Source organism: Trinickia sp. LjRoot230 (assembly GCF_964253315.1).
GTDB lineage: Bacteria > Pseudomonadota > Gammaproteobacteria > Burkholderiales > Burkholderiaceae > Trinickia.
Genome location: NZ_CAXUQX020000002.1, coordinates 816,491 through 842,438, shown reverse-complemented (window position 1 = coordinate 842,438; position 25,948 = coordinate 816,491). Strand labels below are relative to the sequence as shown.

The following is a 25,948-nucleotide window of genomic DNA, read 5'->3' as shown; positions in this document are numbered from 1 at the left end:
GGTGCGGAGATGAGCACCGCAACGAACATCGCTCGATCGTGCATTGTCGGCATCGCGTTATGGCTGTTCGCGCCGGCAAGCCAGGCTCAGCTCGTTGTGATCGTATCGGCGAAAAGTCCGCTTACGTTGCTCGGCGAAAACGAGGTTGCGGACATCTATCTCGGTCGTGGCACGGAAATGATGCCGATCGACCAGGCCGACGACTCGGCCAGCCGAGCTGATTTCTACAAGCTGGTGTTGCGCAAATCGCCCGCACAGTTGCGCGCGTATTGGTCAAAGCTCATCTTCACGGGGCGCGGGCAGCCTCCCCGCGAAGTTGGCGATGTCGCAGCGATAAAAAAGCTCGTATCGGGCGACTCGCATGCCATCGGCTACATCGACAAGAGCGAGCTTGATTCGACCGTCAAGGCCGTCTTGACGCTGCATTGATATTTCGATTGCAACCGAGACCCTGATGAATCACGTCGATCCAGATGATTGCGACACACGCCCCGCCTGGCAGCGCAAGCCCGGTGATGGCCGTCTGTTGTCAACTCATCTGATCTTCCCGGTCTTCGCGCTGTTGCTGCTGTTGACCACATGGGCGCTGGTGATTCGCGTTGTCTCGGTGGAGCAAGAAGCCGCGACGCGTGCCGCGATTGAGCTGAGTCGAGAACTTGCCGACACCTACGAGGCACAGCTCGTACGCAATCTCGATGCGATCGACCAGACGTTGAAAGCCGTTGCGTTCGCCTATGTTGTACGGGGCAATGCCGCGCTCGCGGATCTTCAAAGCAGGGACATGTTGCCTTCGACGATCGTGTTCGACGTGGCGATTGCCGACCGCCTCGGGAACGTTCGCGCGAGCACTCGCAAAGGGCCATTCGAAAATGTATCGAACGAACCTTATTTCGTGGCGCAGCGAGCCGGCGATAGTGGCAAATTCTTCATCAGCCAGACGTCCGTGAGTCCGCATTCTGGCGTGTCGGAGCTAGTCTTCAGCCGACGCCTTGCCGATGCGGCCGGCGAGTTCGCGGGCATCGTCACGCTTGCCGTCGATCCCGCCTATTTCACCAGTGGCTACGACGCGGCAAGCATGGGCAAGCAGGGCTTGCTCGGTGTGCTCGGTACTGATGGCTTCATGCGGATCCTTCAGGTTGGCGACAACGCGTCATGGAGTGGAGGTATGGCTCCGCTTGCGCACATCGCACAATCAGCGCAGACGCTCGGCACGCAGCCCTGGGATGCCGGCGTTCGGCGCTTTACGAACTTGCGCGTGCTGCATGGCTATCCATTGGTTGCCATCATGGCGTTGTCGCAGGACGAACAGCTCGCGCAGTTTCGCCATCGGCGCCTCGTCTACCTGCTCGAAACGGCTGCAGGCAGCGTGTTGCTGCTCACAGTTGCGGCCATTCTTACTTTGAAGAGCCGGCAACTGGCGCAAAGCCGAGCGCGCACACGACAGTTGCAGCAAACCTATTTCGCTGCGTCGGAAGCAAGCCTCGATGCGTTCTTCGTATGGGAGTCCGTCATCTCTCATGTCGGCACTTCGGCGCGCACGAGGACGGCGCACGGCAACGTTGTCGGGTTCGTGCTGCGTGATGTGAGCCGGCGTGGTGTCGAAATTGCGGCGAGGCCCCGCCGTGGTCTGATAGGCGCGCCGCTCGAAACAATCTTTCCGAATGTGGCGGGAGACCGTCCGCTAGAAGAGTTCGCCTGCGTGTATGAAACCGGCGCGTTCGAAGAGCGTGAGTGGCTGTACACGCGATGGGACGGCTCGCAACTCTGGCTGCATCGGCAGGTGGTTCGGGTGGACGGCGGCGTAGTCGCGATCGTTCGCGACGTCAGCGCACGCAAGCGGGCCGAGGCTTGGCGCGCGGAGCAGAGCAAGGTGCTCGAGATGATCGCCGCCAGCACACCGCTCGACGACGTGCTTGCCCGGCTGATGCACTTGCTCGAATCGCAACTCACCGGGTTTGCCGGCGCGATTTTGCTGCGCGATGACGATGGGCTGCACGTTCGCGTCGGCGCCGCGCCGAGCTTGCCGAGCGAGTTCATCAAGGCGATGAACGGTCAACTGATCGGCCCGGCTGTTGCCTTTGCCGCGCTCGCCATTCACGCACGCCAGCCTGTGCATGTCGCGAACCTGAGGGACAAGCGCTATGTCGAGGCGATGGCTGAGGCAAACATGCAGGCCTTCACGAGCTGCCGCTCGAATCCGATCCTCTCGCACGATGGGGACGCGCTCGGCGCGTTGAGTCTTTTTGCGAACGCAGACACACATCCTGCTGATGTCGAAGCCCAGACGATTGCGACGGCGATTCGCATTGCAGGCATCGCGATAGAACGCCGCCGTGCGGAAGAACGCATCCGTTATATGGCGAATCATGATGCGTTGACGGGTCTGCCGAACCGCACGTTGCTGAGCGACCGCCTCGGTCAGGCACTGCTGCAAGCGCGGCGATACCGGCGCAGCGTAACCGTGGTATTCGCCGATCTCGACAACTTCAAGTTGATCAACGACAGCCTGGGCCACCGGGCCGGCGATACGTTGCTCAAGACGATTGCGCAACGGATGGTGAGCCATGCGCGTGCGACCGACACGGTAGTGCGTCTTGGCGGCGATGAATTCGTGCTGGTGTTGTTCGACGAATCGCAAGATGCGCTCGCTGTAAGGACGATCGTCGAGCGGCTGCGCGACACGATGCTCGAGCCGGTTGACCTGATGGGCAAGAAGTATCAGGTGAGCTGCAGCATGGGCATAGCGAGCTACCCGGCCGATGGTGAGGATGCCGAAACATTGTTGATGAACGCCGACGCGGCGATGTATCGGGCCAAGGCGCTGGGTCGCAACAACTACCAGTTTTATACGCCGCAAATGAACATCGAGGTTCACGAGCGGCTGCGTTGGCGCGAGCAACTGCGCGAAGCGCTGGCGCGAAGCGAATTCCGCATCTTGTATCAACCGCAAGTGGACGCGCGCACGGGAAGCGTATTTGGCGTGGAAGCATTGTTGCGCTGGGAACATCCGACCGACGGCACAATCTTGCCGGCGACCTTCATTCCGATTGCCGAAGATACGGGCTTGATCGTCCCGCTCGGCGAGTGGGTGTTGCGCTGCGCCTGCGAGCAGAACAAAAGCTGGCAGGATGCGGGGCTGCCGCCAATCACGGTGTCGGTGAACGTATCGGCGCGGCAGTTTCTTCATCCGCAATGGGTCGAGAGCGTGGCAAGTGCATTGAACACGACTGGGCTCGATCCGCAATACCTCGAACTGGAGCTTACCGAGAGCATGATCATGCAGAATCTCGACGGCGCAGTCGAAACCATGCGCAAGCTCGAGAACATGGGCGTGAAGTTGTCGATCGACGATTTCGGCACGGGCTATTCGAGTTTGAGCGCGCTCAAACATTTCCCGATCGCGCGTCTGAAGATCGATCAATCCTTCGTGCGCGAACTGCCGAATGGGGAAGACGATAAGGCGATCGTCAACGCCGTGATCTCACTAGGCCAGCAACTGAACATGAAGGTGATAGCGGAAGGCGTCGAGACGCAGGCCCAGGCCGATTTTCTGCGAGACAACGATTGTCATGAAATTCAAGGCTATCTGTTCAGTCATCCGGTTCGTCCTGGCGAAATCGCGGCGATGCTCGCTAGCGTAACGTCGACGATGTGCGCCCCGCTTCGAATTTAGCCGCGGCTCGGAATGGTGAGGCCTCTCGTCACGGCCGGCCGTGCAACAAACGCGTCGAGCGCGCGCTTGACGTGTGCAAAATCGTCAAAGCCGATCAGCTCGCGCGCATCGTAGAAGCCGATCAGATTGCGGACCCACGGAAACGTGGCGATATCGGCAATCGTGTAGGTGTCGCTCATGATCCATTCGCGCTCGGCGAGCCGTTCGTCGAGTACCTTGAGCAGCCTGCGAGACTCGGCCACGTAACGATCGCGCGGCCGCTTGTCTTCATACGCCTTGCCGGCGAATTTGTGGAAAAAACCCACCTGTCCGAACATGGGTCCGATGCCGCCCATTTGAAACATCAGCCATTGAATGGTTTCATAGCGGCCTGCGTCATCGGACGGAATGAATTGCCCCGTTTTGTCGGCGAGGTAAATCAGGATCGCGCCCGATTCGAATAACGCAAATGGTTTATCGCCGGGGCCGTGCGGATCGAGAATGGCCGGAATCTTCGCGTTCGGATTGAGCGAGCGAAACTCCGGCGACGATTGATCGTTCGTATCGAAGCTCACGAGATGGGGCTCGTAAGCAAGCCCGGTTTCTTCGAGCATGATCGACGCTTTGACGCCATTCGGTGTCGGCAGCGAATAAAGCTGAATGCGCTCGGGGTGCCGGGCAGGCCATTTAACGGTGATAGGGAAGGTGGATAAGGCGGTCATGCGTATCCTCGAAAAGGGGAGTGGGGGCATTGCATTGGTCCATCAGTTTACCCTTCCGATCTGCGTTATGCTGCGGCATTGATTAGGAGTCCGATGTTTTATGTCGGCTGCGCCGCTCGACGAGGATGCGTCTGATGGGAAAGCTGCGGGACTTTTTTAACGCGATCAAACCCGACACACTGCTGCTCAGAGGTCTAACGCCGGGTAGCACGACCGAGGCGCAAATCCGCGAGCAAATGGGCAAGCCCGAAACGGAGCGCACGTTTGCCGACGGCGCGAAGCGTCTCGAGTATCCGCGCGGCCCGCAAGGCCTCGCCACCTATATGGTCGACATCGCGCCGGACGGCAAGCTGAGCGCGCTGACCCAAGCGCTCAGCGCCGACAATTTCGCGCGAATCCGTTGCGGCATGACGCAAGACGAAGTGCGGCAAGTGCTCGGCAAACCGGCGGAGGTCGCGGTTTATCGATTGAAACCCGAGACGGTATGGAGTTGGAAGTGGCAGGAGGGCGGGCCGAGCGGCGAGGCATTTTTCAACGTGCACTTCGACAAATCGGCCGTCGTCTATACGACCTCTCGCTCCGACGTGATACGCGGCCGGTAGGCGCACGACGTCACGAAACTGGCTCCTCTTCGGTGCTCGGTCTCGGCGAAAGCATTCCGACCATGTTCTTTAGCGCGACATCCTCTGTCGAGATCTGGTAGCCGGCCAACTGCGCCTTCTCGATTTCCAATGCAGGGTCCTTGTTGAAGGTCAGGCGCTCGATGCCGCCCGTGCGTGCGTCGCACAGCGCACGGTAATACGCTGCGGTGCTGCCGTGCGCGCGCACCTCGGCCAGACGTGTGATGCTCGTGCGCTCCGCGGCTTCGTGCGACGAGTCGTCATACGGTGTCTGGTAATGGAAATCGGCGTTGTCATTGCCAAGGTACCGCAACGCGATGCTGACCTGCCGCCTATGTGTGACACCGTTGGCATCGATTACCGGTATGCCTCGCATTAGTTCAATCAGCCGGCTTTCGAACGACCATCTGCTCGCTATTCTGTGGTGGCCGTCGGGCGGCAGGCTGCCGGTGAAGAGGTATAGTGCGACGTCCGTGCCGCGTGGTTCTTTTATCAGGTCGGCCCGGATTTTTTCTAGCGTTCCTGTCAACGTCGGCGCTCCGGCTGCTTTGTTCATGGCGCGCAGAATGTGCAAGCGCGACCTCGAATCGCTTGAAATGCGTGTGGCATTCAGCGTATAGACGTTCGGACGGTGCTGGCACAACGCATCGAGCATGTCCAAGAGTTGGAGGCCTTCGTTTTTCTGTTTTACCAATCGAGCGCTCGCCTCGTCCACGTTCTCGGGCGCGAGGTCTTTCATGAAAATGCTGGTGTCGAATACGACGACGGGTTGCATATCGTAGATGCGCGCAGCGATATCCGGCGAAACGTAGGCCGGGTTGAGTCCGCGCACGTCGTAAAAGACGGCTGTGGCCGCTAGCGATGTCAGCAGTCCGCCTGTGCCCGTGTGACCAATGAAGCGCGCATTGCCCCGAGGGGCGTTGTCGCCGGTAGACGCCTGCACAGGTCGTTGCGGCATGCTGCCAAACGGATCTGGCGTGTTGTGCCCAGGGCGCTGCGGGTTGGACGTTGCCGGCTCCTCGGCGGGCGCGCCAGCAGCCCAGTCACTCCACGATGAGCCCCCTGGCCCGGTTGCGCCTACGTTTTGCATCGACAATCTCCCTGCTGATTGGTTACTTCAAGAAAACGTAGCGAGCGAGGTAGGGCGACTTGCCCGTTTCGTGTTCGCGGCCACACGAATCTGCGGGGGGCAGGCCGCCCACGGTATCGAGTCGCTGCACGAAGCGAGCGGCGGCGAGTGTCCCATCGGCCGTGCTGTGCACTTCCAGCAGCAGTTGAGGAATGCTTTGCCGATTCTGGCTGGCCGCTTGCGCGATGACCTTGCCTACGACGCGGCTTCCGTCGGGTGCCTGCCACGACGGCCCAGCGCCATGCACGGCAACCGATCGACCGCTTGCATCGTACAGCGTCGCGTCAGGACGCTGCAGCGTCCATGACAAATGGTGATCGCGGTCGTATTCGCACGCGTAGATTTGGACGCCGGAGGCGCGCGTGCTAATGAAAGGGCTGACGTCGGGCGCGTTGAGCGGTGCGGGAATGGATTCTTCCGCGTGCGCTGCCGTTATAGCCGTCAACAGATAAAACGTAAGGAGTGCTAACGAAATGCGGTGACGTCGCGTAACTGAAAGCAGGCTCATTGGCAGATCGATCCGTGGAATGTGGCAATTGCTTCATTGTGAAGGCAAGGGGACATTCCCGCTCAATCCAGGCGAAACAGTCGATACGCTCGCGAAGCTGCATGCGAGCAGCCGACAGCTGCCCGTTTCGGCGAAGTGACGACAACCTGCACCATTCGGTAAATGCGATATAACGGCAACAATAAATGGCGGTGATGCCTGTGGGTCGGTTTCTTGCTAGTTTTTCATTCCACTCCGTCTGCCGAAACATATCGACGAGGCCGCCATGCCGAGTCTATTTTTCACGATTGGCCATTCGAATCGCACATTAGCCGAGTTCATCGGTTTGCTGACGAACTCGAACATTCAACTGCTTGTCGACGTACGCAGCTTTGCGCGCTCGCGCACGAATCCGCAGTTCAACGAAGACACGGTGCCTTCGGCGCTAGCCGAGCAACACATCGGCTATCGGCATCTGATCGAACTGGGTGGGCGACGTGGCCGGGCGCGCGGTGTGCCGCCGTCGCCAAACGGTTACTGGATACACCCAGCGTTTCGTAACTATGCGGACTATGCGGCCACCGATGCGTTTCGTGCGGGGCTTGCCGTGCTGCTCGAGTTGGGCGCGCAGCAACGGTGCGCAATCATGTGTTCCGAGGCGCTCTGGTGGCGTTGCCATCGCCGCATCATCGCGGACTATCTACTTTCGCGCGGGGCGGAGGTGTGTCACATTCTCGAGGCGAGGCATGTCGTGCCGGCGACGCTCACGCCCGGTGCACAAGTGACACCCGATGGCACATTGATCTATCCGCCGAGAGACGCCGCATAGTTCGGTGGCGCGCTGCCGCCGCGTTCACGGGCGCAGCCATCCGACCGCGATCGGCCGCGCGAGAATCTTGCGATATACGACGATGATGGCGCGCGATGTCGGCTCGCCGCCCAACTTCCATAATGGCGCGAGAACGACATAGACCGAGATGGCGACGACAACGGCGCCGACGATGTCGAGCGGAAAGTGAACACCGAGAAAAACGCGTGCCCATGAAACCGCAATCCCGAAAAGCAGAATCAGTGCGCCCACCCCCCATCGCTTTCCCATCAGCAATGTCAACGTAACGGCGGAGAAGAGCGTCGCGTGATCGCTCGGGAACGAAGAGTCGGCGGCATGCGCGAGAAACGTATGGCCGACGCCGATCATAAATGGGCGCGGATGCGGCCAAATGACCCCGATCACTTGATTCACGCCGAGGCTTGCGAATGCGATCAAGCATGCCCGTAAAGCGAGTTCGCGCTCGCGCGTGTCGCCCGATAGCCACATCGCGACCAACAACAATGGCAGTACCAGGATGAAGTAGTTGGCGATAGCGACGGCTGCATGGATGAACGGCGGAGGCGTTGCCGCCGTGCCATTGATTGCAAGAAATGCGAGTCGGTTGAAAGCTTCCAGCGTATTCATGAGGACGACGTGCGCAAGAGGAACAAGGATCCATTATTCCCTTCTTTCCTTAGCAACTGCTTAAGACGCCTGGCTTTCGACAGCCATAAGCGACATGGTCGTCAGAAAAATGTAATGGCAACAAAAAGTATGCGATGAGTGCCGGTGGTAGGGCAGTAATATGAGCGTCTATTCCCTCGACGAAACGAACGCCATGCAAGTGCTGGTCGATGCAGACGCCTGTCCCGCGGTCATCAAGGACATATTGTTTCGAGCCGCGCGCCGCGCCGAAGTGTGCGTGACGCTGGTCGCGAACCAGTATTTGCGTACCCCGCCTTCGCCCTTCATCAAAGCGTTGCAAGTGCCCGCTGGTTTCGATGTCGCCGATGCCCGCATCGTCGAATTAGTGACGGACGGTGATCTCGTCATTACCGCGGATATACCGCTCGCCGCGGCGGTTCTCGACAAGCGCGCCTATGCACTCGACCCGCGCGGGAATTGGTTCAGCCGAGAGAATATCGAGGAGCGTCTGACGATGCGCGCCGTGATGGATCAGTTGCGTAGCACCGGCGTCGATACAGGCGGCCCGACGCCATATAGTGCGCGCGATAGCCGCGCGTTCGCGGGACAACTAGATCGCTTTCTCGCACGTCGCAATACGAAACCGGGAACGGCCGTTTGACGTCTGGCGCGCCGCGCGATGCGCGGTTCGGTAAAAAAGACGTAATACGCGTTCGAGCCCCATCTGTGCAGGCGCGGCGCGCTCCAGCACCTCGTTTTTAATGATATTTGCGTCAACCAAACCGACCTCTCGTGCGTTTGATGTAGCACAATTTGCTGCATCGATTGGTTGACGGGGTATCAGAATACGTTTCATTTGGTTAACGAGTGGTGCATCGCTGCCGCCGGCTCAGTTGCCGGGCGCATGCGACCCATTCTCAGGGAAAGTGCAGTCATAAATGCAGTCATATAACGGAGACCGCGTGCGGAAGGCGTTTGCCGCCTTCTGCACGAGCTATCGGCGTATCAACTACAGGCGGCTTGTGTCGCCCGCATTCGCGCTCGTGATTTGCGGGTTGTTGCTGATTGCGCTCCAGCACATGTCGCGGGGCATCAACTACCACTTGGTGAGCCGGCAGTTGCTCAGCATCGCGCCAGACCGATGGCTGGCGGCACTTGGTGCGACCGTTCTGAGCTACTTCGCGCTGGTGGCCCGCGATGCGATCGGCTTGCGCCATGTTTCGGCGAAGATCCCTCAGTCGCTACTATGGATCGGCGCGATCGCCGGCTCCGCGCTCGGCAATGCCGCTGGCTTCGGCGCATTGACGGGTGGCGCCGTACGCTGCCGCGTTTATGGCGCCGTGGGCGTCACGCCCGCGCAGGTCGGGCGCCTCACCGTGTTTACCAGTGTCTCCCTTGCCATGGCGCTGCTGTTGGTCAGCGCGCTGGGTGCGGCTTGGGGCACCGAGCCGCTAGCGGCCATGATGCACACCGCGCCTGGCACGCTGATGACGGGTAGTGCTGTTGTGCTTGCGGCGCTTGCCGCCGTCACCGGCTGGTGCGGCCGACGCACGACACAGCTGCGGCCGCGCTGGAATCGCCGCATCGTGCTGGACGTGCCTTCGCGAGCTGACCTGATCGCCCAACTCGCGCTCGGTGTTGTCGATGTGGTTGGCGCCGCGGCAGCCTTGTGGGTGTTCCTGCCGCATGCAAATGTGAGTTTCGTCAGCTTTCTTGCCGTCTATTCCGGATCGCTGTTGCTCGGCATGTTGGGCCATACGCCCGGCGGCGTCGGCGTGTTTGAATCGGCGATGGTGTTTGCACTTGGAAGCGACGTGAACGCGCCGGCGCTGGTTGCGGGGCTGCTCGCCTATCGAGTCATTTATTTCGGATTGCCGTTGATGGTCTCGGCAGGCGTGATGGCCGGCTTCGAGGGGCGCGCGCTCGGCCGCCATTTGCGGCTGCGTCGCGTAGCGGGCCTGTCTCAACTTGCGCCGCTGTTCCTGTGCATCATCACGTTTCTCGCGGGCTCGATGCTGGTGGTGTCGAGCGCAACGCCTGCATTCGCGCGCCGGCTGGCTATTCTGAGCCACCTCGTGCCGTTGTGGGCACTCGAAAGCTCGCAACTGTTGAGCGGCGTGCTTGGCGTCTTGCTGCTCTTTGTCGCGCGCGGCTTGCTGCGCAGGCTCGATGCGGCATGGTGGCTGACGTTCGGGCTCACCGCGCTGAGCCTCGCGTTGTCGGTCATCAAAGGGCTGGCCTTTGTCGAGGCCGGCGTGCTGGCCTCGCTGCTCATTTTGCTTGCGTGCACCCGTCGACGTTTCAGCAGGCGCTCGTCGCTCTTCGCTGAGCGCTTCACGGCAGGCTGGTTCGTGTCGGTAGCGATCGTGCTGATCTGTGCGGCTTGGGTCATGTTCTTCGCCTATCGCAACATTCCCTACAAGAACGATTTGTGGTGGCAATTCGCATTTGACGAGCGCGCATCGCGATCGCTTCGGGCGATGCTGGCGGCCAGCCTCTTTGCTGCGGCATTTGCGCTGTGGCAATTGCTGCGCCCCGCAGCCGGACGTTTCGTATGCCCGAGCTCGAAGGATCTCAGTGACGCCGTGCAGATCATTCGTTTGCAAGAGCGCAGCGATGCCGGCCTTGCGATGATGGGAGACAAGAGCTTTCTGTTTTCCGATTCTCGGCAAGCGTTTCTGATGTTTGCGAAACATGGACGCACCTGGGCCGCACTGCACGACCCCGTCGGGCCGCGCAGCGAATGGCCTGAGTTGATTCAGAAATTCGTCAGGCTCGCGCATAGCCACGGAGGCCGCGCTGCGTTCTACCAAGTCCGCGCCGATGCATTGCCGCTGTATTTGGATTCGGGGCTCACCCTGATGAAACTTGGTGAAGAGGCACGAGTCACGCTCGATGCGTTCGATCTGGATGGCCCCAAGCGGTCGAGTTTGCGTTATGCGCTGCGTCGTGCGGAGCGCGATGGTTGCACGACCGAGATCATCGACGCGGCGAACATCCCCGAGCATCTCGACATACTGCGCAGCATTTCAGATAGCTGGTTGAATGCTCACGCGGGGCGGGAGAAAAGTTTTTCTGTCGCTGCATTCAGCGAGGCGTATCTGGCGGCACAGTCGGTGATGATCGTGCGGCAGCAAGGTGTGCCTGTGGCTTTTACGACGTTCATGACGACGGACCTGAACGTCGAAGCAACCATAGGCGTGATGCGTCATCTGCCGCAGGCATCGCCTTATGTCATGGACTATCTCTTCGTCACGCTCGCGTTGCATCTAAAGCACGTGGGCTACCGTTCTCTCAGTCTCGGCGTCGCGCCATTTTCGGGGGTAGAGCCGATGCCGCTGGGCTCGCCGCTTCATCAATTGGGATCGATGGTGTGGCGCTTCGGTGGACGTTTCTATAATTTCCAAGGACTCCGTGCCTTCAAGGGCAAGTTCCAACCGGGCTGGGAGCCGCGCTATCTTGCGGTGTCGGGGTGGGTCAGTGCGCTCGTGACGCTGGTGGACCTTTCAATTCTGGCGGGCGGGCGCCGTTCATGACGATCTGTGCAGTGTTGCGAAAATTTCAGTGGCTTGCTGTAGTGGCGGGCGTGTTGGTGTGTGGCGCTGCGCAGGCTGCCGAAACCAGTGTGCCAGGCGGGCGTTACGGCGACGTGACCGTTGTGTGGCCGCAGGGCGAGTTGCGCGGCTTCGTCGTGTTGTTTTCCGCGCGAAACAACGCGACGGCTGCCGATCAGCTCGCAGCCCGCGCGCTGGCGCGTGAGGGCGCGTTGACCGTGGTGGTCGATACGGGGCGGTATGCCGCGAACCTCGTAGCGAGCGGGCCGGCATGCCGGCAACTCGTCGGCGACGCGGAGGCCGTCAGTCATCAGCTCGAGCGTCAACTCAAGTCGGACCGCTATTTCGCGCCGATCGTTGCCGGCACGGGCGCCGGGGCGACGCTTGCATTACATGTGTTGGCGCAGGCACCTGCGAATACCGTTGCCGGTGCCGTATCGGTCGACGCCGACGGCACATTGGACCGACGTTTCCATCCGTGCCCTCCCGATCCAACGGTCAGCCGTGGGAGCGTATTGCCTGGTTTCGTCGAAACCGGTGTGACGACGCAAAGCGCAATCGCCGCCACGCGCCAAGCAGAGCGCTCTGCAGTTCGTGAGGGGGCTGACTCGCCCGGCTTGCGGCCTTCCGATAATGCCGGTGCCCATAAGCGCCTCGCGGCACCGCTGCTGGATAAGCCGCCGCGCATGTTCGCCGCCGGCGCTGCACCGCAGAACGATGCGCTCGTGGCGCTCGTTCGTCCGCACCTGTTCACGGAAACGGCCGGCGAGCAGGACGTATCCGATTTGCCGTTGATCGAATTGCCCGCCGCGCACCCCAGGGCAATGTTGGCCATCGTGATGTCGGGCGATGGAGGGTGGCGCGATCTCGACAAGACCATCGGCGAGGAACTGCAAAAAGACGGCGTGTCGGTCGTCGGGTGGGACAGCCTGCGTTATTTCTGGAGCGAGAAGACGCCGCAGCAGGTGAGCCACGATCTCGCTCGCGTGGTGCAGGCATATACCGCACGTTGGCACACGAAGTCCGTTGCGTTGATCGGTTATTCGTTCGGCGCAGACGTCATGCCCTTCGCGTATAACAAGCTGCCAGCGCTGTTGCGCGAGAAAGTCGCGCTCGTTTCGCTGCTGGGCTTCGCGCCGACGGCGGACTTTCAGGTTCGCGTGACGGGTTGGCTCGGTTTGCCGCCAAGCGACCGGGCGTTGCCGGCAAGGCCGGAGGTGGACCGCATGCCCGCCGGCATTATTCAATGTTTCTACGGCGAAAACGAGGAAGATTCATTGTGCCCGGCGCTCGCCGGCACGCGCGAGGTCGTGCGCACGTCTGGCGGACATCATTTTGGTGGCGGCTACGCCGAGTTAGAGGACCAGATCCTCGCGGCCTGGGAAAAACGCATGGATACGAACGGCAATCACACGGGCCAATAATCGCGCGTGGGTATTCTGTTGCCTGTTGCGAACAGAGCAGTAATACCGTTGGCGCGCGCACAAAATCCGGCGGTTCAGCCTACACCGGTTTTTAGCGAAAACTCAATGAAACAGCAATGGCTCAAGGAGGCTGCTAGTATTCAGCTTTCTTTTGATGCACGGTCACAGGACGAGCATGGGTTTCGAGCAATTAGCAGAACTTAAGAAGCAACTGGCGAAGGAAGCGAGAGCGGCGAAGGAGGCCAAAGAGGCGAAGCAAGCCAAGGAAGCCAATCCCGCCAAGCGGCCAGCGCCGTCGGCCGGCCCGCAAACCGCGAAGCCCGCCCGGCGTGCCCCGTCCGCCCAGGCGAAGCCTAACGGACGCGCTGCCGTGAAGAGCGACCCGGTCGACCCGGTCGTTCGCGTGATCGGCAAGCTGCAAAAGCGCTTTCCTGTTGCGTTCCCAAAAAATCCCGCGCCGAAGTTGCCGCTAAAAATCGGTATCTTCGCCGACTTGGTTGCCTTTGCTGGCGAACTTGGACTCAGTGAAGCCGAAATCCGCGAGGCGGTCAGCACGTGGTGCCGCGGCAGCCGCTATTGGGCGTGCTTGACCGAAGGCGCGGCGCGTGTCGATCTAAACGGCGCGCCGGCAGGCGAAGTGTCCGCCCGGGATGCCGCGTTTGCGCGCAGACAGGCCAAAGGCGGCGGCCCGCGACACAAGCGAAGCGGGGCGCCTGTGGCGGCCAACGCACCGGCAAACGACGCACCGGCAAACGACGCACCAGCGCCTGACGCATCGTCGCTGGATGGCACCGCTACGACGGGCGACGACGCAGCAAACACGCGTTGATTCGAGCGATGCATCGTGCATCCGCACGGAATCACCCATTCCAACTGCAGGACACTGTCGCATGCCAATGAAAAAAACCGACCTTGAAAAGAACAAGGCACTCAAATTGACACAATCGATGAAGCAGGCACGCTCCGACCGTTTTGGCAAAGGCGCGGCCGATGCCCCGCTCGATCGGCGCGAGCAGCGCAAGCTGGATCAGGCAAAAGGCCTCGTGCCGTTCGCATGCAAGCTCGATGGGAAGTTAGTCGATATGCTCAAAGAACGTGCCGCGACTTACCCCGACGGTATGACGGGCCTGCTCGATGAATTACTGCGACGAGGCTTGGCGAAAAATGGTGAGGACACCTAAGTATCTGTGCAACCGAATGAAGATCGCTATCTGCCGTCTTACTGTTTTCAAACTGTGGCCGTTCGTTGCAACGGCGCTTGCGTCGCTGGCAATCGGCACATCGTCTTCATTTGCGGAAGAAATCGGTAGCGTCAATACAAACTTCAGGCTGCTGCGGTCGGACCGCGTCGTCGTCGAGGCGTACGATGATCCTGCGGTTGCCGGCGTGACGTGCTATGTCTCACGAGCACGCACAGGTGGAGTTAAAGGAACACTCGGGTTGGCTGAAGATCCGACCGAGGCATCGATTGCATGCAGACAGGTCGGCCCGATCCGCATCGCACAGCCGCTACGGCAGCAAGAGGATGTATTTGCCGAACGCATCTCGCTGATCTTCAAGACGCTGCACGTTGTGCGGATCGTCGACGTAAAACGCAATACGCTTGTTTATTTGACCTATAGCGACCGCGTCGTATCCGGCAGTGCAAAAAACAGCGTGACGGCGGTACCGGTGGCCACGGGAACGCAGATTCCCGTGAAGTAGGGCCGGCCTGGCCCCACCCCACTTGAAGCGAGCGCGAACGCGCTGTCGTTCGCGCTCGCTTTATCCGTCAATGCACGTCACTCATGCAACTCGGCATCGACAAGCATCTCGGCCAATTCGCGCTTGAAACGAAGCACCGTTTCGCGATCGACGCCGAAGCGGTTGTTAATTTCCGCATAGGCCTCGTCGTCATCGAACCCTTCGTCTTGCGTGAGTTCGTCCCATGTGGCGAACACTTGCAATAATTGGGCCGCTTGCGCTTGGCCAAAACGGTTCAATAAAAGCGCTTGCAGGCTCTGAGCGACGACCTGCTGCTCTGCGATTTCATCGGGCCGGGGGCCGGCATCTATGACTTCAAGATCGTTCGTGAAATCACCGTCACGCATCATGTGATAGCCCGATGCGTGCTCGGCGCTCAAAAGCACATTGTTGGCTGCCAGCGTTCTTGGCCGCCCCATATCGTCGTGAATGCGAAACGATTCTGGCACGCCGTTTCTGAATGTGACTTCGACCGGCGAATCCTCGGCGCTGAGGTATGAAGCGAAGCTGTACACCGCATAGCCCAACGGCGCACGCAAGCGGATCGTGATAGATGGCGCTGCTCCGCTGCTCGTGCGATAGCCGACGATGGTTCCATTGAAGCGCTGCAGGCGCCGCGGGAGACCGTTCGGCGTGAACCAGTCGACGACGATACCCTGATCGTCGATTGCCGCGCGAACGGGCGTGCCGTCGACGACTAGGGCGCGCGGACCAACTGTATCCTCGGCCAGTTGAGCGGTGATCGAGCGAAGCTCGGCGACGGCTTGTGCGAGGGAGGCTGTCGGCCGGCGCCACTTCAAACGCGTGGTCCACGCCTCGTCGAGCGCAACGTAAAGTCCCCGCGAGTTTCGCGAGCCGATCTGGCGCGCTTTGACGAGGTTCGCAAAGAACCTTATCTGACCGGCCATGTGCATGTAGTTTTGCGCCTCGGGATCGGAATCGATGAGTCTTGTCAAGAGTTCGGAAGTCGCTTCGCGGTAGCGTTGTGCATCTTGGAGTGGCGCTTCGATGCTCCGCCAGTTCAGCGCGGTACACCATTGCGGCTCGAGTGTGGCGAAGAGCGAGCCCAAATTGGGCGATGTAATCAGGCCTTTGTTTTCCAATTCGCTTACAAAGCGGATTTGCCCATCTGTCCCGATGTACTCGGCCGCCCGCGCATCGTTGTCGGCAATGCGGCTGACCAACGCGGATACTGCTTCGCGGTACGACGAGGCTTGCTCGAAAGGCAGCGAGATCGAGCGCCATTCGAGGATCGACGACCAATCGGCGTCGAGTAGTTGAAAGAGCGCCACCAGACCGCTCGACGTTAATTGACCGGCGTTCTGCAATTTCCGAGCGAAACGAATCTGACCTGCCACGCCTTTATAAACGTCGGCCTCGGGGACCTTACGGGTGACACGTTCAACCAACGTATGCACTGCGTCGCGGCAGGCGATGGCCTGCTCCAGCGGAAGCTGGATGAAGTGCCAATTGAGAGCCGAGCACCATTCGGGCTCGAGTATGGCGAACAGCGAGCCCAGATTGGGCGATTTCGGCAGGCGTTCGTTTTCCAATTCGCTTACAAAGCGGATTTGCCCGTTTGTCCCGGTGTACTGGGCTGCCTGCGCATCGTTATCGGCAATGCGGCTGACCAACGTCGATACCGCTTCGCGGTACGACGTGGCTTGCTCCAAAGACAGCCAGATCGAACGCCATCCGAGGATCGACGACCAATCGGCATCGAGTAGTTGAACGAGCACAGCCAGACTATTCGACGTTAATTGACCGGCGTTCTGCAATTCCCGAGCGAAACGAATCTGACCTGCCACGCCTTTATAGACGTCGGCCTCGGGAACCTTACGGGTGACACGTTCAACCAACGTTTGAACTGCGTCGCGGCAGGCGATGGCCTGCTCCAGCGGAAGCTGGACGGTGTTCCAATCGAGAGCCGAGCACCACGCGGGCTCCAGTGCCGTCACGAGCGAACCCAGTTGCGTCGCAGTGAGTTGTCCTTGCTCTCGCAGTTGCGTGACGAAACGAATTTGTCCGGCGACACCGCTATAGCCGCTTGCACCGGTGTTCGGGTCGTCAAGTTGTTGCACCAGCGTATGGACCGCGTGGCGGTAAACGACTGCCTGCGGAAGCGAAACGGCGATCACGCGCCAATCGAGTGCCGAGCACCATGCGGGTTCGAGCGCTGCGAACAGGCCCGCCAGATGGGTCGTCGTCAAACGTTTTTCGCGATGAAGTTGCTCGACAAATCGGATCTGTCCAGCGGTTCCAGCGTATTGGGCCGACTCAGGATCGCTCTCGCCAACGCGTGCCACGAGTTCAGAGACGGCATCGCGATACGCGAGCGCCTGATCAACTGCCACCCTGACGTTGGTCCAACGCAGCGTCGATCGCCAATTTGGCTCAAGGGCCGAAAGCAGCGCGCTTAATCGAGTTCGCTGAACTTTTTTGCGTTTGACGAGGTCGTCGACGAAGCGAATTTGGCCGCTGTTCCCCATGTATTGCATCGCCTCCATGTCTTGGTTGCGGACGTCGTGGACAAGTGTCCTCACGGCGTCGCGAAAGGCCTGCACGTCGTCGAACAGTAACCCGATAGGTTGCCAGCCGAGAGTCAAAGTCCATTCGGGCTCCAGTGCGGACCAAAGCGCGCTCACGCGGGGCGTCGTCGATAATCGACCCGTCTCTTTTAGCTCGGTGATGAAGCGAATTTGACCGGCGATGCCGCTATAGCGGGTTGCATTGACATCGCCCGCACCGATTCGTTCGACCAAGTCTTGAACCGCCCCACGATATTCGATAGCCAACTGAAGTGGCAACTCAATGATTTTCCAGTCCAACGTTGCGGACCATTCGGGCTCGATCACGGCGAAAAGCGAGGCGAGCTGCGTCGACGTGAGCCGTCCTGCCTGTTGTAGCTCGGTGACGAAACGGATTTGCCCATTCGTCCCAATGTACTGGGCTGCCTGCGCATCGTCGTCGGCAATGCGGCTGACCAACGCGGATACCGCTTCGCGGTACGGCGTGGCTTGCTCCAAAGGCAGCCAGATCGAACGCCATTCAAGGATCGACGACCAATCGGCATCGAGTAGTTGAACGAGCACAGCCAGACTATTCGACGTTAATTGGCCGGCGTTCTGCAATTCCCGAGCGAAACGAATCTGACCTGCGACGCCTTTATAAACGTCGGCCTCGGGGACCTTACGGGTGACGCGTTCAACCAACGTTTGAACTGCGTCGCGGCAGGCGATGGCCTGCTCCAGCGGAAGCTGGACGGTGTGCCAATCGAGAGCCGAGCACCACGCGGGCTCGAGTGCCGTGATGAGCGAACCCAAGTGCGTCGCAGTGAGTTGTCCTTGCTCTCGCAGTTGGGCGACGAAACGAATTTGTCCGGCGATGCCAATATAGGTGCTTGCACCGGTGTTCGGGTCGTCAAGTTGTTGCACCAGGGTATGGACCGCGTCGCGGTAGAGAACTGCCTGCTCAAGCGAAACAGCGATCGAGCGCCAATCGAGCGCCGAGCACCATGCGGGTTCGAGCGCGGCGAACAGGCCGGCCAGATGGGTCGTCGTCAAACGTTTTGCGCGATGAAGCTGCTCGACAAATCGGATCTGCCCTGCGGTTCCAGCATATTGGGCTGACTCCGGATCGCTGTCGTCAACGCGTGCCACGAGTTCAGAGACGGCATCGCGATACGCGAGCGCCTGATCAAGAGACAGCGCGACGCTGGTCCAACGCAGCGTCGACCGCCAATTGGGCTCAAGGGCCGAAAACAGCGCGCTTAATTGAGCTCGCTGAATTTTTTTGTTTTTGACGAGTTCGTCGACGAAGCGAATTTGGCCACCGTTCCCGATGTATTGCATTGCCTCCCTGTCTTGATTGCCGACGTCGTGGACGAGTGTACTCACGGCATCGCGAAAGGCCTGCACGTCGTCGAACGGTAACCCGATGGGTTGCCAGCCAAGCGTCGAAGTCCATTCGGGCTCGAGTGCGGAGAAAAGCGCGCGCAAGCGGGGCGTCGCCGATAATCGCCTCGTCTGTTTTAGCTCGGTAATAAAGCGAATTTGACCGTCGATGCCGCTATAGCGGGCCGCATTGACGTCGCCCGCGCGGATTTGTTCGATCAAGTCTTGAACTGCCCCGCGATATTCGACGGCCAACTGAATTGGTAACTCAATGATTTTCCAGTCCAACGTTGTGGACCATTCGCGCTCGATTACAGCGAAAAGCGAGCCGAGCTGCGTCGACGTGAGCGATCCCGCCTGTTGTAGCTCGGTGACGAAACGGATTTGTCCTGCTGCCCCGGCGTACCCGCGCGCTTTCGCGTCACCCGCGGCGACGCGTTCGGCCAACTGGCGTACCTCGTCTCTGAATGTCGCAGCTTGGTTGATCGATAGCCGTGCCGATGTCCAGCGCAGTGTCGTAAGCCACTCGTCGTCGACAACCGAGGCGAGCGCGTCGAGCGTGGTCAACGCTGTTTGGCTCGATGCATTGAAATCGCTAGCGAAACGCATTTGCCCTGCAACGCCAGCGTAGTTTTCAGCGTGCGCATCTCCGGACGCCATGCGCTGTATCAGTGCGCGCACGGCATCGTGACATGCGGTGGCTCGCTCGAACGGGAGCCCGATCAGGCGCCAACCGAGCGTGTTGCTCCAGTCGGGTTCGAGCGCCGAAAAGAGCTGGCCCGGGTGAGTCGTTCTGAGTCGACCGCATTCGACCAGTTCTGTTATAAGCCGCAGTTGACCAGCAACGCCCGAATAGCCGCGCGCGTCGAAGGTGGGGTCGTCCAGTTGGCCGATCACTGCGCGTACGGCGTCGCGATAGACCCGTGCCTGATGGAGCGGGAGACGAAGCGGGCGCCAATCGAGCGCGGCACACCAAGCCGAATCGAGTGCGGAGAAGAGTTGTCCCAAGTTGCTGGACGTCAATTGCTTTGCGTCGATGAGTTCGGTGACAAACCGTATTTGGCCCGCTCTCCCGGTGTATTTGCGCGCGCGATGGTCATGCTGCGCCAACTGTTCGACGAGCTCCAACACCTGCTTACGGTAAACGTACACTTGATCGAGCGGCAGTTCGATTTTCCTCCACTGGAGCGCGGTGCGCCATGCGGACTCGAGTGCTGCATAAAGTGCCCCCATATTGCCGGATGTCATGTGCCCCGCTTCGGTTAGTTCGGTGACAAAGCGAATTTGGCCTTCGTCTCCGATGTACTCAGCTGCCGCGGGGTCATGCTCCGCCAAGCGTTTGACGAGCGAACGCACGGCATCGCGGTAGGGTCTAGCCTGATTCAGCGAAAGGTCGATCTTTGTCCAGTGCAGTTGATCGACCCACACTCGGTCCAAGGCGGTATAAAGTGCGCCAAGCTCTGCAGTCATCGATCCATTGTCTGCCCAGCGCGCGACAAACCGGAGCTGTCCATCATCACCGGTGTAGTGCTGAGATTCGGCGTGCCCCGCATTGAGTAGTTCAATGAGCCGCTTGACCTCGGTACGGTATTGGAGCGCAGTGTCGAGCGGCACTCCAATTTGACCCCAGCGCAACGTTTTTATCCAAGCGGGGTCGAGTACGGAAAAGAAGTTCGCCGGTATGACCGACGCCAGCTTCCCGCTCGCACGTAACTGCATGATGAAACGCAACTGCCCGTCATCATCCATAAAATCCAGTGCTTGCGCGTCGTCGCTGGCGACGCGTTGGGCCAACGCATTGACTTCGTCGCGCACCGCCAATGTCTCGGCGAGGCTCAGGCCGAGGCGATTCCAGCCCAGTTCATCCGTCCACCGCGATTCGAGCGTGGTGTACAGGTCACGCAAGCTTCTCGATGTGATCCGGCCTTTTTCTGTCAATGCTTGAACAAACCGAATCTGGCCAGCATTGCCGAGATAGTTGCGTGCTGTCGGATCATTCGCGATACATCGATCGACGAGTGCGCGGACTTCGCCGTGGTAATACGACGCTTGCTCGAGCGACAAACGAATTCGGCTCCAGCCCAACCTGTTCATCCAACTCGGATCGAGCGCGGTTGTCAATGACGAGAGCCGCATCGATGTGATCAGGCCATCGTCGACGAGCTTTTGTACGAATCGGAGTTGCCCTGCATTGTCGCCGTACTGGCGCGCGTCATCATGTCCGCTAGCGTATTGATCCACCAACTCGGCGACGGCTGTTCGGTAGCGAATGGCTTCGTCGAGCGGCAACTCAATGCCGTTCCATTCCAGACGCTGGACCCATTCCCGATCGAGCACGCCGTGCAGCTGGGCGATGCCGAACGATGTCAACGTGCCTTCGTCGCGGAGTCGCTCGACGAATAGAATTTGTCCCGCGTTGCCGAGGTAACACTGGCTATCGGCATTGCCGGCCGTGATTTCGGCAACAACCTGCTCAACTGCCGCGCGGTAGCGCGACGCCTGCTCCAACGGCAAGTTCATCGCGCTCCAGCCGAGCGCCTCGCACCATGTGCGATCGAGTGCGCTATACGTCATGCCCAAATGCGTCGACCGTAACTTGCCGCTGTCGCGTAACGTCTCGATGAAGCGGATTTGGCCACGGTTTTCTCTGAAGCGATCCGCGCGCGGGTCGCCGGTTTCGGCAAGCCGCGCGAGTTCGTGCACCGCCTCGCGCAGATTGACGGCATCATCAAGCGGCATATTGATCGGCGTCCATTCGAGCACTGCGACCCACCGGCGATCGAGAGCCGCAAAGAGCGCGCTCAGATAAGTGGATGTCAGCGTACCGGCATCGCGCAAGGTCTGCATGAATCGAACCTGCCCCGCGTTGTTTCGGAAGCTCAGTGCTTGTGCATCGCCGCTCGTACAACGCTCAACGAGTGCCGCAACGGCGTCACGTACCGCGGCGGCTTGCGCGGCGGGCAAACTGATGCGAGTCCACCCTAGCTTCCGCAGCCACTCTGGATCGATAGCGGTATAAAGCCGGCCGAGATCGAGAGCAGCAATCCGACGAGATTCGTAGAGCTTCCCCAAGAAGCGGATTTGCCCTTCCTTGGTTTTGTCGTCGTCTGACCATGTTTCGACCGACATCCAGTAATCGAGTGAAAACTGATCTGCCCATGATGCCCTGACGTCGGTGCTCTTTTTCCGGGCCTCCTTGAGCGCATGCGCAACGACACGCCGCAGTTCCTGTGAGGCATTCATCGAGTTGTTGCGCGGCAGGTCGAGCGGCACCAGGCCCACCGCATGCGCTACCCACAAGTCCTTCAACAATTCAGCAGCAGGGCGACGTGCGTCGAGGTAGTTCTGTATGTTGTTCAATCGCGAAGGATTGACATCGCCGAACCACGTTGACGTCGTGAGTATTCGTACCCCGGTGGGCATGAGCGTCGCGCCGTTACGTAATGCGGCCGCAATCTGTTCGAGGGTGCGGGGGGCAATCGCACGGTGCCGCGCGAATCGGACGCGTTGGGGTGCCAGCGCCGTCATGATCAAACGTGGCAGGGAAGTGGTCGTGGTATCGACGTCCTCAGGGAGAATGCGTCGGAGCGCGGAGAGGTCGATCAGATTCGGATCGTTGCTCCATCCGGGTTTCACGCGCGTGCCGTCCGGGGCTTTCGACGCACGAGGGCGGTACAGCCGATGCCACTCGAGCGCCTGTGCCCATTCGGGCTCCACCGTGCCCCAAAGCTGCCGTGGATTGGCCTGCCCAATGACGCGATCGTTTTGCAGTTGCGTCATGAACAGCAATTGACCCTCGTTGCCCTTGTAGCGCACGGCTTGTTCGTCACCGCTTGCGACACGACGAACCAGATCTTGCACGGCTTCACGAAAAGCCTTGGCGATGTCCAACGTTGTGTCGATTTCCGACCATTCCATGGCGGCGCGCCATTCGGTATCCAACGCGCCGTATAGCTGGCCGATGCGGCGAGGCTGGAGGCGTCCCGTGTCGCAAAGGTGTTGAATGAAGCGGATTTGGCCGCCATTGCCGCGATAACTCATTGCTTCATTATCGGCGTCGGCACATCGAGCGACTAAGTTCTCAACTGCGTCGCGATAAACGATGGCTTCATCAACCGGCAAGTTGATCGTCGACCAGCCCAACGTCTCGCACCACGCCGGGTCCAACGCGCTCAAGAGTTCGTTCATCCACTTGGTCGTGATTGTCCCTGCATCGAACTGCGCCTGTGCCCAGCGAAGCTGTCCGGCGTTTCCGCAGTAGAGGCGAACGTCCTCTTGCTCGCCCGACTCGATGCGCTCGATAAGCATGGCAACCTCATGCCGATATCGCTGCGCGTTTTCAAGTCCGACCCGGATTGCCTTCCAACCGAGTTCGGCTGTCCAGGCGTCGTCCAGCACCGCATGAAGGGCGGCAAGGTCGCCGGATGAGAGACGCTTTTCGTCGCGCATTTCGGACACGAATCGGAGCTGGCCTGCGTTGCCGGTGTATAGCCGAGCAAGGAGCCCGTCTTGCCCGGCTTCGGCGTGCAGGTCTCGGATGAGCGCTTCGACCGCATTGCGCCAGCTATCGGCGTCGGCGAAATTCAAATTGATGTGCGTCCATTCGAGCACCGCGAGCCAGTCCGGATCGAGGGCTGTGCGAAGATGGCTGGGTTTGGTGGAGGATATCCGCCCTTCGGTGTGCAGTTTCTGCATGAAACGGATTTGCCCAACGCTACCTTTGAATGCGAGTGCATCGCGTTTGCCTTCGACACACCTGGATACCAGTTCGCCAACGGCTAGCCGGATCTGGCCCGCGTCATCGAGCGACAGTTCGACTCGGCTCCAGCCCAATGCGTCGATCCAATTGCGATCGAGAGCACCCCACAACGATGCGAGATACGTCGACTTCAGTGAATGACTCGTTTGCAAGTCCGAAACGAAACGGATCTGGCCATCGTCGCCGATATAGCTGCGACTTGCGATATCACCGTCTGCAACACGCTTGACAAGCGCGGCCACGAGATCGCGGAAGATCACGGCCGCATCGAGCGGCAGCCGCATCGGTGTCCATTCGAGCGCCGCGCACCATTCTTTGTCCAACGCGGTGTTCAGCGCTGTGAAGCTGTCCGACGGCAATGCTTTTTTGCTGCGCAATTCAAGCGCGAATTTGATTTGTCCAGCATCGCCTCGATATGAGAGCGCACGGCGCTCGCCATTGCCTGCGCGCGTTGCAAGATCGCTCACGGCTGCGCGAAAGGCGATGGCGCTATCCAACGCCATCGAGATGCGAGTCCAACCCAGCGTCGTGCGCCATTCGTCATTCAGCGCGCTGCTGAGTTGAGCGAGGCTTTGAGCTTCAATCGTGCCTTCACGCCTGAGCTTCTCCACCAGGCGAAGTTGTCCAGCGTTGCCGAGGTATGCACGCGCTTCGTCATCCCGCGCTTCGACTCGTTCAACCAGGTTCTCAACGATGCTGCGGTATGCGATGGCGTCGCCGATCGACAAGTTGACGACAGTCCAACCCAGCGCGGCGCGCCATTGCTCATCCAACACGCTGGCGATTCTCGCAAGGCTTGTCGATGTGACGTGGCCCTCGTCGTAAAGACGCTGCATGAAGCGGATTTGCCCACTGTCGCCTCGGAATTGCAGTGACTGCGCGTCTCCCGTGGCGCAGCCGTCGACCAGTTTGCGCACCGCGTTGCGGCAATGGATTGCTTGATCCAGCGCAAGACTTAGCCGGCTCCAACCAAGGCGACCTAACCAGTCGCGATCGAGCGCACTGTAAAGCGCCACAAGATGGCCGGACTTGATTATCTTTTGCTCGCGCAGCGCTTGAACGAAGCGGATCTGCCCCGCGTCACCGCAGTAGGACTGCGCGATGTTATCGTTCTCGTCTAATTTCGCGAGGAGTTGTGAAACCGCCTCTCGAAACCGCACCGCTTCGTCGACGGAGAGTCCGATTTTGCTCCAACCTAGTTCTTCCAGCCAATCGCGATCGAGTGCTGAGTAAAGCGATGCAAGGTTTGTCGATGTAATGCGCTCGTCTTGCTTTAGCTTTTTGACGAATTGAACTTGTCCGCTGTCACCGCGGTAGCCGAGTGCTTCTGGCTCTTTCGCGCGAATCTGCTCTCTCAATTGTTCAACTGCCGTGCGAAAGCTGTGGGCATCGTCAATTGATTGATCGATTTTGGTCCATTCGAGTACTTTCGCCCATTCACGTTCGAGGGCCGTAAAGAGAAAGCCGAGATTTTTTGTCGTGACGCGTTTATCGTCGCTCAACTGACGAGCGAGACGAATCTGACCGCCATCCCCGCGATATTGCAACGCTTCGTCGTCGCCGGCTTTGCACCGCGCGGCAAGGGACGAAACAATTTCGCGGTATAGCAGTGCTTCGTCGAGTTGAAGCGGGATGCGCGTCCACTTATGCCGGCGCGCGATGGACGTTTCGACAGCACCAAGGAGGAATGTCAGGCTCGTGGTGCCGATAACGCCGTTATCGCACAGCGTTTGCGCGAATGCGAGAAAGTTTTGTTTCGGCGACAGTGTTGCATCGACTGGATGTTTGGCCGACCAGTAATCGATCGATAGACGGTCATGCCATGTCAGATGGGGGCGCGAGAAGGGTTTTCCTGCTCGCTTGAATTCGCTGCCAACGAGTTCGTGAATGGCAATCGGATTGTTGAAGTGGCCCGCTGGCGCCAGATCGAGTGGTATCAGACCGAGCGTATGCGCGATCCAGAGATCGCGCATCAACATCGCATCGGCGTTCGGATGCTCCAGATAGCGGTGCCAATCGTTCAATCGCATGAGGTCGATTTCGCCCATCCAACTTTGGATGCGAGGGATCGCGAACCTGTATGGAATGAGCGTTTCGCCAGCTTGCAATGCCGCGGCGATATCGCGTCCGTTTCTTGGTCGAGGCGCGCTGTACCCCGACGCAGCAATACGTTTTGCTTGCGGTGCCAAAACGGCCGCTATCACTTCGGGCAATGTTCGTGCGGCGCGGACATCCACTTGCTCCGCGTCGATTCCGGCAAGCGCCTGGAGATCCACTGGGAAGCGTTCGTCATCCGCATTGTTGCCCGGCAGCCCGGGGCCACCGTCGATAGGTGGCGGCGGTTCGCCGGGCTTTGGGCTGACAGAGGGGTCGCTTGGCGTTTTGATTTTCCTGCGCGCCGGGCTCGATGCCGCGTGTGGCGCTCGAGTTTCATCATCGTTGTTGCGAACAGTCTCGTTGCGATGCTCGAGCGCGGCGAGAGCGCCAGTGATGCTTCGTGCCGTTGTGC

At 59.8% G+C, this 25,948-nt stretch carries 15 protein-coding genes; 10 read left to right on the top strand and 5 right to left on the bottom strand.

All coding sequences use genetic code 11. The features are described 5' to 3' along the window. Positions 1 to 9 precede the first annotated feature (9 nt). A complete protein-coding gene (locus tag ACSQ20_RS22765; protein WP_436024467.1) occupies positions 10 to 429 on the top strand; it encodes a phosphate ABC transporter substrate-binding protein in 420 nt (139 codons plus the stop codon). Positions 430 to 454: 25 nt separating this feature from the next. After that, positions 455 to 3,673, top strand: coding sequence for a bifunctional diguanylate cyclase/phosphodiesterase (locus tag ACSQ20_RS22760; RefSeq protein ID WP_436024465.1), 3,219 nt, complete (start codon positions 455 to 457; stop codon positions 3,671 to 3,673). On the opposite strand, the gene ACSQ20_RS22755 is transcribed toward ACSQ20_RS22760, so the two are convergent. Next, a complete protein-coding gene (locus tag ACSQ20_RS22755; protein ID WP_436024463.1) occupies positions 3,670 to 4,374 on the bottom strand; it encodes a glutathione S-transferase N-terminal domain-containing protein in 705 nt (234 codons plus the stop codon). The two genes, ACSQ20_RS22760 and ACSQ20_RS22755, sit on opposite strands and share 4 nt — an antisense overlap. 125 nt (positions 4,375 to 4,499) lie before the next feature. On the opposite strand from ACSQ20_RS22755, the gene ACSQ20_RS22750 reads away from it, so the two are divergent. Continuing rightward, the gene (locus tag ACSQ20_RS22750) at positions 4,500 to 4,976 is read left to right on the top strand and encodes a hypothetical protein (protein ID WP_436024461.1); all 477 of its coding nucleotides are present in this window, start codon (positions 4,500 to 4,502) and stop codon (positions 4,974 to 4,976) included. Positions 4,977 to 4,986: 10 nt separating this feature from the next. On the opposite strand, the gene ACSQ20_RS22745 is transcribed toward ACSQ20_RS22750, so the two are convergent. Together ACSQ20_RS22745 and ACSQ20_RS22740 are read right to left on the bottom strand one after the other, a co-directional pair. After that, positions 4,987 to 6,084: a hypothetical protein gene (locus tag ACSQ20_RS22745; RefSeq protein WP_436024459.1), complete on the bottom strand. Its 1,098-nt coding sequence runs from the start codon at positions 6,082 to 6,084 to the stop codon at positions 4,987 to 4,989. 22 nt (positions 6,085 to 6,106) lie between these two features. Continuing rightward, on the bottom strand, positions 6,107 to 6,631 hold the full coding sequence (locus ACSQ20_RS22740) for a DUF3455 domain-containing protein (RefSeq protein ID WP_436024457.1): 525 nt from the start codon (positions 6,629 to 6,631) through the stop codon (positions 6,107 to 6,109). A 265-nt stretch (positions 6,632 to 6,896) separates the two neighbouring features. On the opposite strand from ACSQ20_RS22740, the gene ACSQ20_RS22735 reads away from it, so the two are divergent. Further along, a complete protein-coding gene (locus ACSQ20_RS22735; protein ID WP_436024455.1) occupies positions 6,897 to 7,439 on the top strand; it encodes a DUF488 domain-containing protein in 543 nt (180 codons plus the stop codon). A 24-nt stretch (positions 7,440 to 7,463) separates the two neighbouring features. Here ACSQ20_RS22735 and ACSQ20_RS22730 read toward each other — a convergent pair whose 3' ends face one another. Beyond that, positions 7,464 to 8,066 (bottom strand): phosphatase PAP2 family protein, encoded by a 603-nt coding sequence (locus ACSQ20_RS22730; RefSeq protein WP_436024453.1) that lies wholly within the window; start codon positions 8,064 to 8,066, stop codon positions 7,464 to 7,466. 193 nt (positions 8,067 to 8,259) lie between these two features. On the opposite strand from ACSQ20_RS22730, the gene ACSQ20_RS22725 reads away from it, so the two are divergent. From ACSQ20_RS22725 to ACSQ20_RS22700, 6 genes are all read left to right on the top strand, one after another. After that, positions 8,260 to 8,727 carry a YaiI/YqxD family protein gene (locus ACSQ20_RS22725; RefSeq protein WP_436025823.1) on the top strand — a complete coding sequence of 156 codons (468 nt, stop codon included), beginning with the start codon at positions 8,260 to 8,262 and terminating at the stop codon, positions 8,725 to 8,727. Between the two features lie 277 nt (positions 8,728 to 9,004). Beyond that, complete coding sequence (gene mprF, locus ACSQ20_RS22720) at positions 9,005 to 11,602, top strand: bifunctional lysylphosphatidylglycerol flippase/synthetase MprF (RefSeq protein WP_436024451.1); 2,598 nt, start codon at positions 9,005 to 9,007, stop codon at positions 11,600 to 11,602. After that, positions 11,599 to 13,044 carry a virulence factor family protein gene (locus tag ACSQ20_RS22715; RefSeq protein WP_436024449.1) on the top strand — a complete coding sequence of 482 codons (1,446 nt, stop codon included), beginning with the start codon at positions 11,599 to 11,601 and terminating at the stop codon, positions 13,042 to 13,044. The genes mprF and ACSQ20_RS22715 overlap by 4 nt, the downstream gene beginning before the upstream one ends. A 175-nt stretch (positions 13,045 to 13,219) precedes the next feature. Then, positions 13,220 to 13,873, top strand: coding sequence for a ProQ/FinO family protein (locus tag ACSQ20_RS22710; protein ID WP_436024447.1), 654 nt, complete (start codon positions 13,220 to 13,222; stop codon positions 13,871 to 13,873). A gap of 61 nt (positions 13,874 to 13,934) precedes the next feature. Then, entirely contained in the window at positions 13,935 to 14,225 is a 291-nt protein-coding gene (locus ACSQ20_RS22705) for a hypothetical protein (RefSeq protein WP_436024445.1), read from the top strand. A 16-nt stretch (positions 14,226 to 14,241) separates the two neighbouring features. Continuing rightward, complete coding sequence (locus ACSQ20_RS22700; RefSeq protein ID WP_436024443.1) at positions 14,242 to 14,748, top strand: CreA family protein; 507 nt, start codon at positions 14,242 to 14,244, stop codon at positions 14,746 to 14,748. Between the two features lie 77 nt (positions 14,749 to 14,825). Here the strand turns inward: ACSQ20_RS22700 and ACSQ20_RS22695 are convergent, their stop codons facing one another. Further along, positions 14,826 to 25,487, bottom strand: a complete 10,662-nt coding sequence (locus ACSQ20_RS22695; protein WP_436024441.1) for a hypothetical protein — start codon at positions 25,485 to 25,487, stop codon at positions 14,826 to 14,828. Positions 25,488 to 25,948: the final 461 nt, after the last annotated feature.